This is a genomic window from Eubacterium sp. An11 (assembly GCF_002161065.1).
In the GTDB taxonomy this organism is placed as follows: domain Bacteria; phylum Bacillota; class Clostridia; order Lachnospirales; family Lachnospiraceae; genus Anaerobutyricum; species Anaerobutyricum faecale.
In genome coordinates, this window is the sequence record NZ_NFLV01000015.1 from 18,042 (window position 1) to 35,009 (window position 16,968).

A 16,968-nucleotide genomic window follows, 5' to 3' on the forward strand; every position below is an offset into this window, starting at 1 on the left:
CCGGTTCATTTTCAGGCAGATCATTTGACTGGTGGAGGTGCCAATACATTTGGAAAGAAAAAGAGGGTGATATGATGTATATTTACGCAGATAACGCAGCAACGACAAAGATCAGTCCGGCGGCCAGGGAGGCCATGACGAAATGTATGGAGGAGGCTTACGGTAATCCGTCCAGTCTCCACAGCGTCGGCCAGAAGGCAGCGGAGGTGCTGCAGAAGGCGAGAGAAGATATCGCGGAGATTCTCGGAGCGGATTTCCGGGAGATTTATTTCACTTCCGGAGGGACGGAGGCAGATAATCAGGCCATTTATTCTGCGGCAGTATTTGGAGCGAAAAAGGGCAGGAAGCATATCATTTCTTCCGCCATCGAGCATCATGCGGTGCTGCATATGTTAAACCGGCTGGAAAAAGAGGGGTTTGAGATCACTCTCCTGGATGTGGGAGAAAAAGGAATTGTTGATCCGGAAGATGTGCGAAAGGCCATCCGGGAGGATACGGCGTTGGTAACCATCATGTACGCCAATAATGAGATTGGTACTTTGCAGCCAATCCGTGAAATCGCGGAAATCTGCCGGGAGAAAAAAGTGATTTTCCATACAGACGCCGTGCAGGCGGCGGGCCATGTACCGATCAATGTGGCAGAAGAAAAAATCGATATGCTGTCCCTGTCAGCTCACAAGTTCCACGGACCGCGGGGAATCGGCGTTCTGTACGTGAGAAAAGGGGTGCCTCTGTTCAATCTCATTGAAGGAGGAGCTCAGGAGAGAGGACGAAGACCTGGCACGGAGAATCTTCCGGCCATCGTGGGCATGGCAGCGGCATTAAAGGAAGCTGTCTCTGATATGGAAGCAGCCGGGGAGAAAACAGCGGCGCTGCGGGATATTCTCATAGAAGGATTGTCAAAAATCCCTCATGCCCGGTTAAATGGCGACGCCAGAAAGAGGCTGCCGGGCAATGTGAATTTCTGTTTTGAGGGAATCGAGGGAGAGTCTTTGCTGCTGCTTCTTGATAACAAGGGCATTGCAGCTTCCTCAGGAAGCGCCTGTACGTCCGGATCTCTGGATCCGAGCCATGTGCTCCTGGCGCTGGGACTGCCCCACGAGGTGGCCCATGGTTCCCTGCGTTTATCCATAAGTGAAGAAAATACGGAAGAAGAGATGCGATATATTGTAGATGCTGTCCGGGAGGTCGTGGAATATCTGAGGGATATATCCCCGGTCTGGGAGAGTCTGGAGAAAGGAGAAAAAGAGCATGTTATATAGTGAAAAAGTCATGGATCATTTTCAGAATCCGAGAAATCTGGGCAAGATGGAAAATGCCGATGGTATCGGTGAAGTAGGTAACGCCAAATGTGGCGATATCATGAAAATGTATATCAAGGTAGACGACGGTATCATCACGGATGTAAAGTTTAACACTTTCGGCTGCGGTTCTGCCATTGCCACCAGTTCCATGGCAACGGAGATGATCAAAGGAAAGTCTGTGGAGGATGCGCTGGAACTGTCCAACAAAGCGGTGGTGGAAGCCCTGGACGGACTGCCGACGCACAAGATTCACTGTTCCGTGCTGGCGGAGGAAGCTGTGAAGGCGGCAGTGAAAGATTATTATGATAAAAATAACATTTCTTATGATCCTGCACTTTTTGCAGAAGGGGAATGTCCGCACTGCCATGAGTAAATTTCATGCCAGAGGAAGTCTGAAATAAATAAAAAAATATTTTTAATAAATAAAAGAACAAACGATCCAATGAGGTACACGAACAAACTGATCTCAGAAGTCAGAACTGGAAAATCGTAACAGTTCAGCCATGACATCTCGGGAACCCGCTGCTGACGCAGCTTACCCGTGCATGGCCGGAACGTTACGAAAAATCTGATTTTTGCAGGTCAGTTTTTTCTTTACATTTTTTCGGAGCGTATTATAATAGGAAGGGTTTATAGTCAAAGATAAATATCATTTGCAAAAGAGGAAAGGAAATACGCGGGATATGAAGGAGATACAGACATCGGAAACTTTAAAAATCGGTATTCTTCTGGCGTTGAGCGGCGGCTTTATGGACGCCTATTCTTATATCTGCCGGGGAGGCGTTTTTGCCAATGCCCAGACCGGTAATATGCTTCTCCTGGGAGTAAATTTATCCTCCGGTCAGTGGCATATGGCCGCCCGGTATGCGCTGCCGGTCTTTGCCTTTGCCATGGGAATTGCCATAGCGGAATTTATCCGCTTTGGGATGGTGGATAAGAATCTGCTTCACTGGCGGCAGATTACTGTTTTTCTGGAGGCGGTTATTCTTTTGCTGGTGGCGTTTATACCTCTCAGCCAGAATTTTGCCGCCAACGCTCTGACGTCTTTTGCCTGCGGCATGCAGGTGGAGAGTTTCCGGAAAATTCACGGCAACGGCATTGCCACAACCATGTGCATCGGAAACCTGCGCACCGGCACCCAGAATTTCTGTGAGTTTGTGGAAAAACGTGAATGGAAACATCTGAAAAAGAGTTTTCTGTATTATGGCATCATCGTTTTCTTTGTCATTGGCGCCATTATCGGCAATCAAATGATTCAGTGGCAGGGCAAAACAGCCATTGTAGTATCCTCTTTTCTGCTGGTCATCGCCTTTCTCCTGATGTTTACGGACGGAAGCAAGGAGCAGTGAGGCAGCGGAAAGGAACAGTGAGGCGCAGAACGAGTTTGAGAATAGCACAGAAATGGGAAAGGACAAAGGACGAGACTGCATACAGAGAGCATAAGGGGACAGTTTACAGAAGTGGAGAGTAAGATGGAAACAGCAAAGAATATGAAAAATAAAAGAGAACAGAGCAAAGCCGGGCGGGCCGCCTGTCCTTACGAGAAGAAATGCGGCGGCTGCCAGTATGTGCATCTTCCATATAAAAAACAGCTGGAGAGAAAGCAGCAGCGGGAACAGAGCCTGTTTGCTCCTTTTGGCAAAGTACAGCCGATTATCGGCATGAAAGATCCGTATCATTACCGCAACAAGGTACATGGGGTGGTGGCTGCGGACCGGAAAGGAAACGGCTATACGGGAATCTATGAGGAGAAAAGTCACAGGATCGTCCGGGTGGATGCCTGCCTCATTGAAAATGAAACTGCCGACGCCATTATGCAGTCTGTGGTAGGTCTTATGAAGTCTTTTAAGATGAAAGCTTATAACGAAGATACCGGGTATGGATTTCTCAGACACATTCTGATCCGGACAGGATATCATACCGGACAGGTTATGGTGGTGCTGGTCACAGCCTCCCCGGTATTTCCGTCAAAAAATAATTTTGTGAAGGCACTCCGGAAACTGCACCCGGAGATCACCACCATTGTCGCCAATGTCAATGACCGCAATACCAGCATGATTCTTGGCGATAAACAGCAGGTGCTCTACGGGAAGGGATATATCGAGGATGTACTGTGCGGCAAACATTTTCGGATCTCGCCGAAATCTTTCTATCAGGTCAATCCGGTGCAGACGGAAATCCTCTACAATAAGGCTATGGAATATGCGGAGCTCACCGGGAAAGAGACGGTCATTGACGCTTACAGCGGTATCGGAACCATCGGTATGGTGGCCAGCGATAAAGCGAAACAAGTGATCAGCGTGGAGCTCAACGGAGAGGCGGTCCGCGACGCCATCGCTAACGCCCGGATGAATAAAATAAAAAATATCCGTTTTTACAGGGAGGACGCCGGCAGGTTCATGGTGAAAATGGCGGCGGCCGGCCAGAAAGCCGACGTGGTATTCATGGATCCTCCCCGGGCCGGCAGTGACCGGAAGTTTCTGGATTCTCTGCTTCGTCTGAAACCCCGGAAAGTGGTATACATTTCCTGTAATCCGGAGACGCTCAAAAGAGACCTCGGCTACCTGACCGGGAATGGATACCGGGTGAAAAAAATCCAGCCGGTAGACATGTTTCCGATGACAGAAGAGATAGAAAATGTGTGCCTGCTGAGCAGAAAATAGGAGGACCGCGATGCAAACAGAGACTTGTATACAATCAGAGAAAAAAACAGGCGTGATAAAAAAAGCGTTTATAACCGCATTTCCTTATACGATACCTATTTTTGCCGGATTCTGGTTTCTGGGGCTTACTTACGGCATCTATATGAATGTTTCGGGTTTCAGCTTCTGGTACCCTATGCTCATGAGCGTTACTATTTTTGCGGGATCTGTGGAGTTTGTGACCGTCAATATGCTTCTAGGGGCTTTCAATCCTCTGCAGGTGCTGGCTATGACCCTTATGATCAATGCCCGGCATCTGTTTTATGGTATTTCCATGCTGGAAAAGTTCCGGGGAACCGGCTGGAAGAAGTTCTATCTGATATTTGGAATGTGCGATGAGAGTTTTTCTATCAATTATACAGCCGACATACCGGAGGATGTGGACCGGGGATGGTTCATGTTTTTTGTGACGCTGCTGAATCATTTTTACTGGTTCTTTGGGGCAACCCTGGGCGGTATCTTCGGTTCTCTGATTCATTTCAATACAGAAGGACTGGATTTTGTCATGACCGCCATGTTTGTAGTGATCTTCCTGGAGCAGTGGCTGAAGGAAAAGAGACATACCAGCGCCTTTGTGGGGATCGGAATTTCTGTTCTCTGCCTGCTGGCTTTTGGCGCTGATAATTTTATCATTCCTTCTATGTTCGCCATGCTCGGTGTGCTGACTCTTCTGCGCGGTACCATAGAAAAAGAAGGAGGTACAGTATGACCCTTTTACAGCAAATCATCACCATCGCCATGGTCGTGCTCGGAACCGCCATCACAAGGTTTCTTCCATTTATTATCTTTCCGGCTGACAAGCCGGTGCCAAAATATGTGCAGTATCTGGGAAAGGTGCTGCCGTCTGCCGTCTTCGGCCTGCTGGTCATCTATTGTCTGCGGAATGTGAGTATATTTACCGGAAGTCACGGTTTACCGGAGCTGATCTCCATTCTTCTGGTGATTGGGCTTCATCTATGGAAACGCCAGATGCTTTTGTCCATCGCCGGAGGGACGATCTGCTATATGCTGCTGGTGCAGCTTGTGTTCTGATATATTTATAGCAGAGCGGGAGAGCGGTGTAATGGTAGAAGAAAACAATTGCGTGGAGTTGACCGGAAAATAGCAAAGTGTGTTATAATTGGTATCGGTGCGTCGCCAGGAAAGGATGATAGAAAATGAACAAAGAACAGATGGAAGAACAGGAAATGCTCCGCGTTCAAAGAGAACAGCAGGAACGCATCGAAAAATTACATATACTCAATCGGTATGCGGAGAAAGGACAGATTCTTTTTGTCGGCTCCTCACTCATGGAGCAGTTTCCCGTCAATGAGATCCTCATGACAAAGGGACTTTTCTATAAGATATATAATCGGGGTGTGAGCGGTTTCACCACAGCGGATATGCTGAACCATATGGATACCATGGTGTTTGACCTGGAGCCATCCCGGATTTTTATAAATATCGGAACCAATGATATCGGAGCACCCGACTATTCGGAAGATGCGCTGTTATCTAATTACAGAAGGATTCTCGCTCAGATCAAAGAGCAGCTGCCTGAGGCGGAAGTTTATGTCATGGCCTACTATCCGGTCAACGAGACGGATAAGCTGTCCCGGTGTGCCCAGGGGGAGAGCACCTTTGCCAATCGGAATAACCGAAACATTGATGCGGCAAACCGGCGGATCGCCGGGCTGGCAGCGGAAATGGGGATGCACTTTATCGATGTCAGCGAGGGCCTCCGGGACGCGCAGGGGAAACTGAAAGCGGAGTTCACCGTGGAGGGGATTCACATGTACGCCAATGCGTATTATGTGATTTTTGAGAATATGGAGAGGTATCTGTAATTTAAAATAGAAAGATTAAATCCATAAAATAGTGGAAAATCCGTAAAAAAATTGATATAATATACAAAAATGAGTATATTATATATAAGGAGGTGCCATATTTATGCTAGTGCAATTTATGCTGAAAAATGTTTTGTCTTTTAAAGAGGAAACAAGATTGGATATGACAGCCATCAATGCTTATAAAGAGCATCAGGAGAATCTAATTGATATAGGGACAAAAGAGAAATTTGTTAAAGTGGCAGCGATTTATGGTGCCAATGCCAGTGGAAAGTCAAATTTGCATTTGGCGATGTATTATTTTCAAAGAATTGTTGCGGAATCCATGAACAATGTTGACGAGAATCATGAGACTGCCATTGTTGAATATTATGTTCCGTTTGCTTTTGATGGAGAAAAAGAAAATTCAGAATTTGAAATTATCGAAATTGTCGATGGTTTTGAGTATAAATATGGTTTTGAGTATAATGACAAAAGGATTGTCAGTGAGTGGCTGTACAGAAAGAGTCTGGAAACCAATCGAAATACGATAATTCTTGAGAGGACAGAAGAAGAAATCAGTCTGGGGTCTTCTGTCAGAAAAGAATGTGATATTTATAAAGAACAGATTCCTCATGAGGCTCTGGCCTTATCCTTTTTTAACAGATTGAAGTTGAAAACGGATATTTTTGAAATAGTATATCAGTCAATTATGGATATTATGGTTGCACCGGGTGATTTTTATGAAGACAGGAATGTTTTAAAAAGGCTTTTACCAGGTACGATTGATGTGGATAAGGAGAAGCTGGTAACCTTCTTAAACGCCATCGACACGGGTATTGTGGATATTGGTTATTTTAAAGAAGGTGATCATGTATTTTTTGATACGATACATTTGGGCAAAGATGGGAAAAAGTATTCTCTGGATTTATTTGCAGAGTCAGAAGGGACCCTTCGAAGCATTTTAATTTATATTAATGCCAGAAGTGCGGTTTTGCTGAATAAATGTATGTTTGTAGATGAACTCAATATCAAACTGCACCCATTACTTTTGAAGTTTATTATTGACTTGTTTTATGAGAAAGAATCGGCGTCTCAGTTGATTTATACAACCCACGATACAACATTGATGGATAAAAAGTTCTTCCGTAGAGATCAAATCTGGTTTGTTCAAAAAGATGAATTTGGATACTCAGAATTATTTGCTTTATCTGATTTTAAAGTAAGATCGGATGCTTCTTTTGAAAAAGATTATCTGGCCGGGGTGTACGGTGGAATACCACTTCTTAAGGAATTTGAAATCGGGGGCGAATAAATGGGAACGGATGATCTTTTTAAAAAACGAAGAGCGGCAAGAAAGCAGCGTAAATATGAATACAAAACACCTAAAGCCAATTCTTTTCTGATTGTTACCGAGGGAGAACGAACGGAGCCACTATATTTTCAGGGATTAAAAAAATTAATTCTTGAAAAAGTGGGAGGAACAGTCAATGTTGTGGAGATTCCGCATATTGATGTTCGGGGAGAGGGGCGTTCGACCGGAAGATTAATTGAGAAGACAGATCAGATAGTAAAAGAAGCGAAAATTATTTATCAAAATATATGGATTCTTTTTGATAAAGATGACTTTGAAGATTTTGATTCAGCTATTGAAGAAGGTATCAGACGAGGGTATCAGGTGGCATGGAGCAATCAGTCTTTTGAATATTGGTTATATCTGCATTTTTATTATTCAGATTCTGCGCTTCACAGGGAGGACTGGAATCAGAAACTGAATGAGATATTCCAGCAGTATAATCTGGGCGATGGTACGTATCGCAAAAATTATAAAGATATTTATAATCTGGTCAATGTTTATGGTGGGGTAAATACTGCGATTAAACATGCAAAACGTCGTATGGCGGATTTTGATCCCGCGAACAATAAACCATCAGAATACGATCCTGGAACAGAGGTATATAAATTGGTGGAACAACTGAAAAAATATATAGATGAGTAATCCCCTTTCGGGCGGCTTTGCCGCCCGTTTTTCTTTTGCTTTTTCATATGCGGATCAGAAAATCTGCCTTCTGCCCTTGATTATTTTTCCCATCTGTGCCATAATATTATCGACATATGTCGTAAATAAAGGAGACTGGAGGTGACCGGATGGCAAGACCCAGCCGATGCCGGCGTGTGTGCGAGGAACCGGCGTTTGATCGTTTTGCCCCATGCGGCAGAGATGGAGTGGAAGAAGTTTCTCTGACGGTGGATGAATATGAAGTGATTCGTCTGGTGGATTATGAGAAAAAGACACATGCTCAGTGTGCAGAACAGATGGATATTTCACGGACAACAGTAACGGAGATTTACGAGAAGGCCCGTTATAAGATTGCGGACTGTCTGGTCAATGGAAAGCTGCTACGGATTGCCGGGGGAAATTACCAGATCTGCCGGGGGCGGGCTGCCGGAGGACGGGGCTGTGGACGGCATTGTCGGTGGATGCAGCCGGAGTTGCCGGATGAACAGATGGAAATAGCGAGGAAAAAGAAAGGAGCGCATATCATGAGAATTGCAGTAACTTACGAGGATGGAAATGTGTACCAGCATTTTGGACATACCAGTCAGATGAAGATTTATGATGTGGAAGACGGAAAGGTTGTCAAAGAGGAAGTGGTGGATACCGCGGGCAACGGCCACGGAGCTCTGGCAGGTTTCCTGGCGGGACTGAAGGTGGATATGCTCATCTGCGGAGGTATTGGCGGCGGTGCCCGGATGGCCCTCGATGAGGCAGGCATCAAACTGTATCCGGGAGTAAACGGCGCTGCCGATGCGGCTGTGGAGGCGTTCCTCAATGGCAATCTTGATTATGATCCGGATACCCGGTGCGCCCATCATGAACATGAGCATGGCGAAGGCGGCTGCGGTCATCATCACGGCGAAGGCGGTCATCATGGAGGAGAAGGACATTGTCATGGACACAGCGGCTGCGGTCACCATCAGGGATAAGACTGCCGGTGCTTAAAAAGATGCGGCAACGCATACGGCGGATAGACATGGCGGACTGACATAGCCGACTGATACAGCGGATTGCGATAAAATGGCAGACAAAAAAACAGCCTTGTTTCGGACATTATATCCGGAACAAGGCTGTTTTTTAGTGGAGGCCGCTGGTCTCATAGGAGCCTTCCACATAGAAATCATTTTGGCCCTGCAGGTCTTCAAAAATCAGATGTACGTGGCGGAAACCGGACTGGGTGGAGGAGAAATTGCTGATTTCTCCTTTGATGGAATAAGATACCGTCCGTGCGCTGTCAGATAATTGCAGCGCCACTCTGGCAAAGTCGGATTCATCATATTGGACGGTTCCGCTGATGTCATATCTGTCTGTTCCGCTGACGGATTCCACAGAGGCGTTGACTTGAAGAACGCCGGTGAGGGAATCGGAACTTTCCCATCCACTGCCGGTGATCCGGTAAGCATGATCCGGGAATGCGCGGCTCCGGAGAGAAAGGTCAGCGGTGCAGGAACCGGCCTGCATGCTTCCGCTCCAGAGGACCTGACCGTCAAGAGTATAGCCGTGCTTTTCATAAATATTGCTGCTCAGATCGTTGCTCAGGCTCTGACTGTTTCCTTGGCTGTTTCCCTGAGTGGCCGCCGTCTGGCCGGCTCCGCCTGAGGCGGCATTGTCTGCGCCTGTACCGGAGACACTGTCAGAATCCTGCTGATATAAAGTCTGTTCCGGCCCGGAGGTAACTTCTGTGTGAGTGGAAGAATGTTTGTGTTTTCCCCTTTTGGTCCTGGTTTTGGTCTTGACGATGGCCTTTCTTTTGTATTTTGCTTTGCGGTTTAAAAGAAAGGCGCTGCCCACGGCCAGAACGACAGCCGCCGCCACAGAAAGCGCTGTGTGGATGATGGACGGGAAAGGCAGCAGCCGCAGTACCCAGTTCACGATCACCCAGAGAATAGTCGGAACAATGCCCAGCACAAATTGGATGACCATGGTGATAAGGGGCAGAACCAATCCCAAGGTATTATATTCAAAGATAAAACGGTACAGCAAAACGGAAAGCAGAGGAAGTACGATCATAACCACAGGAATGTTTCCGTTTCGGAGACGAAGAATGGCCAGAACGATATAGGTAAGCCCTCCGATCAGGATTGCCGCGCTGAGAACGGCTCTCGGTTCAGAGATATCGCTGGAAAAATCATAAAACAGATCAAAAAAATGTATCCTGTATATGGCCAGATAAAAATTAAGAAAGACGATGACAGCGGTCAGCGCCCCTAAAAGAACAGCTGTGCTTCTTTTGATATTCATATATATCCTCCATTTCTTGTGCAAAAATCCCGTCTATTATATATTGTCCCGTCACATCTGTAAATGCTTCTTCCTTACGGAGATTTACTGTATAGTACCGCAAAAATATAATGAATCTGTGATCATGAAGGCATTCATTCGGCAGGGCAGCTGGCTCAGCAGATTCTCGGCAGCTGGATGCCGGTCAGCCGGGACAGAATGCGCCGGCCTCCGATGGAGGTTTTCAGAAGAACCCTGCCAGGCATATCTTCAGTGACAGTGCCGATCTGCGCAGCGTGTTCTCCGCCGGGAACCTGGCGCATGGCGGCTAGAATCTGTGCAGCGGCTGCCGGGGCGCAGACCACCAGCATTCGTCCCTCGCAGGCACAATAGAGAGGATCAAGTCCCAGCATGTGGCAGGCCGCTTCCACCGCGGAATCCACAGGCAGGGCGGCTTCATCCAGCTCAATGGAGAAAGGCATCTGCTCGGTAAATTCGTTGAGGGTGGTGGCGACGCCTCCTCTGGTGGGATCGCGCAGGATACGGATGGCGCCGGACTCGTGAGGGAGCGCGGGATCAGAAGGCACAGGGCCAGGCGCCGGAGAATCATATTCCATGGCACCGGCGGCGGTGAGCGCCGCCGCACTGATCTCGTGCAGAAGACGGCAGTCGGAAACCAGAGGGCTGTCTGCCGGAAGTAAACCGGAACGAGCCATCATGACGGCGGCTCCGTGGCAGCCTATGGTGCCGCTGATGAGCACTGCGTCGCCGGGACGGATACCGGTTCTGCCGGGCAGAGCTGCCCGCTGAAAGCCGATGCCGGCGGTGTTGATATAGATGCCGTCGCATTTGCCGGCCTCCACCACCTTGGTGTCACCGGTGACGATGGAGACACCGGCTTTTTTTGCTTCCCGGGCAATGGAAGAGACGATATCCCGGAAATCAGAGAAAAGAAAGCCTTCTTCCAGAATGAAGGAAAGGCTTAAATATTTTGGATCTCCGCCTGCCATGCAGACGTCATTGACGGTGCCGCAGACGGAGAGCTTTCCGATGTCGCCGCCGGGAAACTTCCAGGGAGTGACCACGAAGCTGTCGGTGGAGAAAACCAGCTGCCGGTTTCCTGCCAGGAGGGCGCCGTCGCCCAAGGAAGACAGGGCGGGGTTGTCAAAGGCGGGCAGCAGGATGTTATCGATCAGCTCCGCCGTTTTCAGGCCGCCGCTGCCGTAATCCAGGGTGATGCGTTCATTCATAGTTTCTGTGTGATTATTTATTGTTGTATGTTCAATCGTTTTATTTTCCATAATTTTTAAATGTCAATTTTTTGAATGTCTATATAATAAATGTTCAGTTGATAACTACTCTTCAAATGACGATTATGCTTATGGGCATAATTATCTCTGCCAGTATATAGCAGCATGATGAATCATGTGCTATCCGCCGGATAGGACCAGTGTTGTTATTTCTTATCATCCCTATTCGTATTGATACGCTGCGGCGCAGGCACCCTCGCCGGATACCATGCAGGGCCCCACCGGATTGGACGGTGAGCAGACGTTCCGGAACAGCGGACAGTCTGCAGGGCGGATGACACCCCGGATGACCTGAGCGCACTGACAGCCCGGAATCCGGGTGGCTTCCGGCGGATCCAGAGAGAACTTTTTCATGGCGTCCCAGGGAGCATATGCCTCGCGGATGGCGTATCCGCTGTCCTCGATGTGTCCGAGCCCGCGCCAGTCAGAGGGAGCGGGACAAAGCACTTTATCCATGAGGGCAAGGGCTGCCGGATTCCCTTCAGGACGGACAAGGCGGGTATATTCATTTTTCAGGGCCGGATGGTTTTCGGCGAGCATCCGGGTCAGCTCCAGAATGGAATAAAGCAGATCAGCCGCCTCAAAGCCGGCTACGACGCCGGGCAGCCGGTAGTCGTCGGGCAGAAAAGAAAAACGGTCTGCGCCGATGATGGTAGCTACATGGCCCGGACATAAGAAGCCGTCGACGGCAAAATCCGGGGCTTCGATGAGAGAGCGCAGGGCCGGTTCCGTCTGTTTCAGCAGGCAGAGTACGGAAAAGTTCGTAAGACGGCGGGCAGCTGCTTCCAGAATACAGGCGGCCGTCCCGGGAGCAGTGGTTTCAAAGCCCACGCCCAGGAAGACCACCTCTTTTTCCGGATGGTCCTCAGCCAGCTGGAGCGCGTCCATCGGTGAGTAGACGGATTCCACGTTTGCTCCCCCGGCGCGTCGTTTTAAAAGACTCTCTCCCTGAATAGAGCCGGGAACCCGCAAAAGATCCCCGTAACTGGCGATCAGGATCTCTTTTCTTTTGGACAGAGAGAGGATCATATCAATGATATTGGCGGGGGTGACGCAGACCGGGCAGCCGGGACCCGAGAGCAGCTGTACATTTTCCGGCAGAATACTCTTGATCCCGCTGCGGGCAATGGACATGGTGTGGGTTCCGCAGACCTCCATCAGCCGGATGGGACCTGTCTTTTGGCTGTAACCGGCAATTTTTTCAAGGAGAAGCGGCACATCCCCGGGATTTTTAAACCAGTTTTCATAAAGCATTTTTGATTTCCTCGAGAAGCTCTATATTTTCAAGGGCTTCTTTTTCTGACATTTTTTCAATGGCGAATCCCGCATGGACCATGACGTAATCCCCGGGTTTCGGGTCCGTGATAAAGTCGATGCGGATATTCTGGGAAAGCCCCCCGGCTTCGCAGCGGGCCAGGGTGCCGTCTATCTGATCAATTTTCATAGGCATTGCCAGACACATGTTTCTATCCCTCCTTCGTATATTCTCCGGTGACATTTCCGGCAGACTGCGCTTTGCGGATCTGTTCCGTGAGAAAATCTGTGAGGCCGTCCAGCCCGTCTCCGGTTCTGCTGCTGATACAGAAGAGAGGCGCGCCGGGATTTACTGTTTCGTAATTAGCACGCACCCTGGATTCATCAAAATCAAAATATGGCAGCATGTCATACTTGTTAAGAACCAGACAATCTGTATCTGTGAACATGAGGGGATACTTTTCGACTTTGTCATCCCCCTCCGGGATGCTTAAGATGGTGATGCGCAAAGATTCACCGATGCGGAACTCAGCAGGACATACCAGATTGCCGATATTTTCCACAAAAATGACATCCAGATCTTCGAGAGGAAGTTCAGGTAAAATGTGCTGGATGCTCATGGCCTCGATGTGGCAGGCACCGTCGGTATTCAGCTGAACGGCGGGGATGCCAAGATCTGCGATGCGTTCGGCGTCCACCTGTCCTGCGATGTCTCCTTCGATGACGCCGATGCGGAAGGTGGATTTCAGTTTGCCGATCAGCGCGGAAATGAGGCTGGTCTTTCCGGCGCCGGGACTTCCCATGAGGTTGATCATGCAGATGTGGTGGCCGGCCAGGGTATTTTTGACTTCCTCACTGACATCTTCATTCCAGTCCATGACCTGGTGCAGTACTTTTATTTCCATGAATATTCGCCTCCTGTGTGATTTCGCTTGTGTTTTGTTTTATATCGATCTCAAGACTTTTTATATAGAATTCTTTTCCGGACAGGAGCTTAAGGTGCAGACTTTGGCAATGGGGACATTCCAGATGATGCGGAGTGATCTCTCCTTCCCTGCCGCAGTCCAGGCAGCGGACTCTGACGGGCAGCGTCTCGGATTCGATGCGCGCTCCCTCGGCGATGGTGCCTTCCGCCAGCATGTCCAGATAGATCTGGATGCAGTCGGGCACGATGCCCCGGAGAGCACCGATGCAAAGCCGGATGACCCGGATTTTTGATGCGTTCTGCGCCTGCGCTTCGCGGATACAGTCTTTGAGAAGATGCTCGGTTATGCTGAATTCATGCATGGCAGTTCTCCTGTAACTTTGTGATTTGTTCCAGAGACATTCTAACACATTTTCTGTGAAAATAAATACAAAATAAACAGTGAAATTTGTGTAAATGTTGTGCCTCCGGCAGACATTTTTCAGTATTCTTAGTTAAAATAAACATAAAATCGAGCAGAAGTCTTGTAAAATTAGTAAATGAGGATTAAAATCAGGGTGATAATAAAAAAGAAAAAGAGCAGTTTCCGACTGCTGAAAGAAGAGAGAAATGAAAGGAGGACAACATCAATGATACCATTCCTGATTGGAATTCCGGCAGTACTTGCGGTGGTATTTCAGATCATTCGAAATGAAAAGATGCGGGGATATATCGTCTATGCGGGCGCCGGTGTCATTATGGCCATGACGGTTCTGTTTATCGCGGACTGGATTGGCAGCGGAGCGCAGACGTGGACCTTCTATCCGCAGACAGAGATCATTGATCATCTGATGACAGTGGGAGATATTTTTCTCATGTGTCTGATCATCTGGCTGAGTGTCAGATACCGGAGAGTGGTTCCTGTTATTTTGTCTGTGCTGCAGACAGTGCTGGTGCTCTATGTGGAATTTACCACAGAGGTGACGAGGGGGCCGCACATGATGGTGGACTGGCTCACTATATTGATGTGTATCATCATTGCTTTTATCGGAGGTTTTATCTGTATTTATACAGTTGGTTATATGAAAGGGTATCACCATCATCATAAAGATGTGAAAGACAGACAGCCGTTTTTCTTTTCCATGCTGTTTTTGTTTCTGGCTGCCATGTTCGGACTGGTACTCTCTGAGAATCTGATCTGGATTTATTTTTTCTGGGAGATCACCAGCGTGATCTCATTTTTGATGATCGGCTATACCCGCACGGAAGAAGCGGTGAATAACAGTTTCTGTGCATTGTGGATGAATCTTCTGGGTGGTCTGGGCTTTGCCGTGGCCATTGTTCTCATGGCAATGGGACAGGGATCATTGCAGCTGGTCGATGTGGTGAACACGGGAGCTCTGCTGCCGCTGATGTGTCTGTCGCTGGCGGGCCTGACCAAATCGGCGCAGCTGCCGTTCTCCACCTGGCTGCTGGGAGCCATGGTCGCTCCGACGCCGTCCAGCGCGCTTCTTCACAGCGCAACCATGGTGAAGGCAGGCGTTTATCTGCTCATCCGTATCTCTCCGGCGTTGTCCGGTAATCTGGTGGGACTGATCGTATCAAGTATCGGAGGACTGACCTTTATTATGGCAAGTATGATGGCCATTGCGCAGAATGACGCCAAAAAAGTACTGGCCTTCTCTACCATCTCCAACCTGGGACTGATCGTAGCCTGTTCCGGTATCGGAGTGGAAGAAACGGTGTGGGCGGCCATCTTCCTGATGGTGTTCCACGCAGTGAGCAAATCCATGCTGTTTCAGTCCGTGGGGGCCACGGAGAATACGCTGGGTTCCCGGGATATTGAGGATATGCACGGCCTCATTATACGGGTGCCGCGGCTTGCCTATATCATGGGTATCGGTATTGCGGGCATGTATCTGGCGCCGTTTGGCATGCTGATCTCCAAGTGGGTGGCTTTAAAGGCCTTCGTGGATTCCGGCAACGTGATCCTGGTGCTGTGTATCGCCTACGGCAGTGCCACCACCATGTTTTACTGGACCAAGTGGCTGTCCAAGCTGCTCTGCCGGCACATTCCGCGGGATACGGTCAAAGATGTGACAAGAAAAGACGAATACCTGTCCATGCTGTTTCACGCCGGTGTCATGCTGCTCCTGTGTCTGCTGCTGCCTCTGGTGGCCAGATGGCTGGTCAATCCGATCGTACGGCAGCTTTTCGGCAACGCCACAGACGTGCTGTCCATGAGCGTACTGACCACCATGGCAATCATGCTGGTTTCCATCTTTGTGGTTCCGGCAGCCATGTTCTTTATCAGCCGCCGGTCGCACACAGAACTGGTGCCGATTTATATGAACGGTATCAACGAGGGGGACAACCGGTTTTTTACCAACAGCTATGGGGGAAAGGAACATTTATATCTGAGCAACTGGTATCTGCGTTTTGAGTTTGGACGGAGACATCTGAGGATCCCGTCGATCATCATTGCGGCGGCAGTGCTGGTCATCGGATTTTGTCTTGTCGTTGGAGGTGTGTCATGGTAAAAGTGATTTTTGTTCTGGCGTATCTGATCTTTGCGCCTTTTCTCGGCGCACTTCTGGATGGCGTTGATCGTATCATCAGTGCGAGAATGCAGCGGAGAAAAGGACCGAAACTTTTACAGCCGTTTTATGATCTGGGAAAACTTTTTTCCAAGGAAAGGATCGGTGTGAACGACGTACAGCTTTTTCTGAATATGAGTTATCTGGTGATCCTCATGATTGCCGGAAGTATGCTCTTTGCGGGAGCAGATCTTTTGATGGTGCTCTTTATTTTAAGTACTGCGGACATGTTTCTGATCATGGCGGCTTCCAGCGATTCCTCTCCGTATTCCAACATGGGTTCCAGCAGAGAAATGCTGCAGATGATGGCCTATGAGCCGCTGACCCTTCTGGTGGCGGTGGGATTTTATCTGACCACAGATTCTTTTCTGGTGTCGGACATCATTCACGAGGATGTGAGTGCGGTACTGTGGATGCCGGGACTGCTGGCAGGTTTTATGTTTACGACTGCCATCAAGTTTCGTAAATCGCCCTTTGATTTGTCCACCAGTCATCATGCCCATCAGGAAATGGTAAAGGGACTGACCACAGAGATGTCCGGAACCACGCTGGCCATTATGAATATTGCGGAATATTATGAGATGGTGCTGCTGCTTGGGATTTTCTGCCTGTTCTTTGTGAACAGTACCTGGTGGAGCTGGATCGTGGCGGTCGTGCTCTGCGGGGTGATCTTCTTTCTGGAGACCCTGTGGGATAATGTCAGCGCCCGCGTCAAATGGAAAACACTGCTTTACAGCTGCTGGGTGGTCACCCTGGTGGCAGGAGGCGTAAATATATTGATTCTGATGCTGGATAAGTAAGCAGGAGGGAGAG

Annotated in this window: 18 protein-coding genes; 12 read left to right on the forward strand and 6 right to left on the reverse strand. The window is 48.7% G+C overall.

Annotated features, from left to right (window positions below; translation table 11 throughout):
• Positions 1-74 precede the first annotated feature (74 nt).
• The 10 genes from nifS (at position 75) to B5E53_RS11880 (ending at position 8,799) form a co-directional block, all read left to right on the forward strand.
• Positions 75-1,262: a cysteine desulfurase NifS gene (gene nifS / locus B5E53_RS11835; protein ID WP_087315293.1), complete on the forward strand. Its 1,188-nt coding sequence runs from the start codon at positions 75-77 to the stop codon at positions 1,260-1,262.
• The gene (nifU, locus tag B5E53_RS11840; RefSeq protein ID WP_087315295.1) at positions 1,252-1,677 is read left to right on the forward strand and encodes a Fe-S cluster assembly scaffold protein NifU; all 426 of its coding nucleotides are present in this window, start codon (positions 1,252-1,254) and stop codon (positions 1,675-1,677) included. The genes nifS and nifU overlap by 11 nt, the downstream gene beginning before the upstream one ends.
• A gap of 310 nt (positions 1,678-1,987) precedes the next feature.
• Entirely contained in the window at positions 1,988-2,653 is a 666-nt protein-coding gene (locus tag B5E53_RS11845; protein WP_087315297.1) for a YoaK family protein, read from the forward strand.
• A gap of 90 nt (positions 2,654-2,743) precedes the next feature.
• Positions 2,744-3,967 carry a 23S rRNA (uracil(1939)-C(5))-methyltransferase RlmD gene (gene rlmD, locus B5E53_RS11850; RefSeq protein WP_343215647.1) on the forward strand — a complete coding sequence of 408 codons (1,224 nt, stop codon included), beginning with the start codon at positions 2,744-2,746 and terminating at the stop codon, positions 3,965-3,967.
• Positions 3,968-3,977: 10 nt separating this feature from the next.
• Entirely contained in the window at positions 3,978-4,715 is a 738-nt protein-coding gene (azlC, locus tag B5E53_RS11855) for an azaleucine resistance protein AzlC (protein ID WP_087315301.1), read from the forward strand.
• Entirely contained in the window at positions 4,712-5,038 is a 327-nt protein-coding gene (locus B5E53_RS11860; RefSeq protein ID WP_087315303.1) for a branched-chain amino acid transporter permease, read from the forward strand. Before azlC ends, B5E53_RS11860 begins: the two co-directional genes overlap by 4 nt.
• Before the next feature lie 125 nt (positions 5,039-5,163).
• Positions 5,164-5,832, forward strand: a complete 669-nt coding sequence (locus tag B5E53_RS11865; RefSeq protein WP_242963660.1) for a GDSL-type esterase/lipase family protein — start codon at positions 5,164-5,166, stop codon at positions 5,830-5,832.
• 103 nt (positions 5,833-5,935) lie between these two features.
• Entirely contained in the window at positions 5,936-7,126 is a 1,191-nt protein-coding gene (locus B5E53_RS11870) for an ATP-binding protein (protein ID WP_087315305.1), read from the forward strand.
• Positions 7,127-7,810 carry an RloB family protein gene (locus tag B5E53_RS11875; protein ID WP_087315307.1) on the forward strand — a complete coding sequence of 228 codons (684 nt, stop codon included), beginning with the start codon at positions 7,127-7,129 and terminating at the stop codon, positions 7,808-7,810. It abuts the gene before it with no gap.
• A gap of 149 nt (positions 7,811-7,959) precedes the next feature.
• On the forward strand, positions 7,960-8,799 hold the full coding sequence (locus B5E53_RS11880; protein WP_087315309.1) for a DUF134 domain-containing protein: 840 nt from the start codon (positions 7,960-7,962) through the stop codon (positions 8,797-8,799).
• 148 nt (positions 8,800-8,947) lie between these two features.
• Here the strand turns inward: B5E53_RS11880 and B5E53_RS11885 are convergent, their stop codons facing one another.
• From B5E53_RS11885 to hypA, 6 genes are all read right to left on the reverse strand, one after another.
• Positions 8,948-10,111: a hypothetical protein gene (locus B5E53_RS11885; RefSeq protein WP_087315311.1), complete on the reverse strand. Its 1,164-nt coding sequence runs from the start codon at positions 10,109-10,111 to the stop codon at positions 8,948-8,950.
• A gap of 155 nt (positions 10,112-10,266) precedes the next feature.
• Positions 10,267-11,391, reverse strand: a complete 1,125-nt coding sequence (locus B5E53_RS11890) for a hydrogenase expression/formation protein HypE (RefSeq protein WP_242963662.1) — start codon at positions 11,389-11,391, stop codon at positions 10,267-10,269.
• Positions 11,392-11,562: 171 nt separating this feature from the next.
• Positions 11,563-12,654, reverse strand: coding sequence for a hydrogenase formation protein HypD (hypD, locus tag B5E53_RS11895; RefSeq protein ID WP_087315314.1), 1,092 nt, complete (start codon positions 12,652-12,654; stop codon positions 11,563-11,565).
• Entirely contained in the window at positions 12,644-12,898 is a 255-nt protein-coding gene (locus B5E53_RS11900) for a HypC/HybG/HupF family hydrogenase formation chaperone (RefSeq protein WP_343215646.1), read from the reverse strand. Before B5E53_RS11900 ends, hypD begins: the two co-directional genes overlap by 11 nt.
• Complete coding sequence (gene hypB, locus B5E53_RS11905; RefSeq protein WP_087315318.1) at positions 12,867-13,559, reverse strand: hydrogenase nickel incorporation protein HypB; 693 nt, start codon at positions 13,557-13,559, stop codon at positions 12,867-12,869. Before hypB ends, B5E53_RS11900 begins: the two co-directional genes overlap by 32 nt.
• Positions 13,519-13,941 (reverse strand): hydrogenase maturation nickel metallochaperone HypA, encoded by a 423-nt coding sequence (gene hypA / locus B5E53_RS11910; protein WP_087315320.1) that lies wholly within the window; start codon positions 13,939-13,941, stop codon positions 13,519-13,521. Before hypA ends, hypB begins: the two co-directional genes overlap by 41 nt.
• Positions 13,942-14,208: 267 nt before the next feature.
• Here hypA and B5E53_RS11915 point away from each other — a divergent pair, with 267 nt between their 5' ends.
• Together B5E53_RS11915 and B5E53_RS11920 are read left to right on the forward strand one after the other, a co-directional pair.
• Positions 14,209-16,098, forward strand: coding sequence for a proton-conducting transporter membrane subunit (locus tag B5E53_RS11915; protein ID WP_242963688.1), 1,890 nt, complete (start codon positions 14,209-14,211; stop codon positions 16,096-16,098).
• Positions 16,092-16,955 carry a complex I subunit 1 family protein gene (locus tag B5E53_RS11920; RefSeq protein ID WP_087315322.1) on the forward strand — a complete coding sequence of 288 codons (864 nt, stop codon included), beginning with the start codon at positions 16,092-16,094 and terminating at the stop codon, positions 16,953-16,955. The genes B5E53_RS11915 and B5E53_RS11920 overlap by 7 nt, the downstream gene beginning before the upstream one ends.
• Positions 16,956-16,968: the final 13 nt, after the last annotated feature.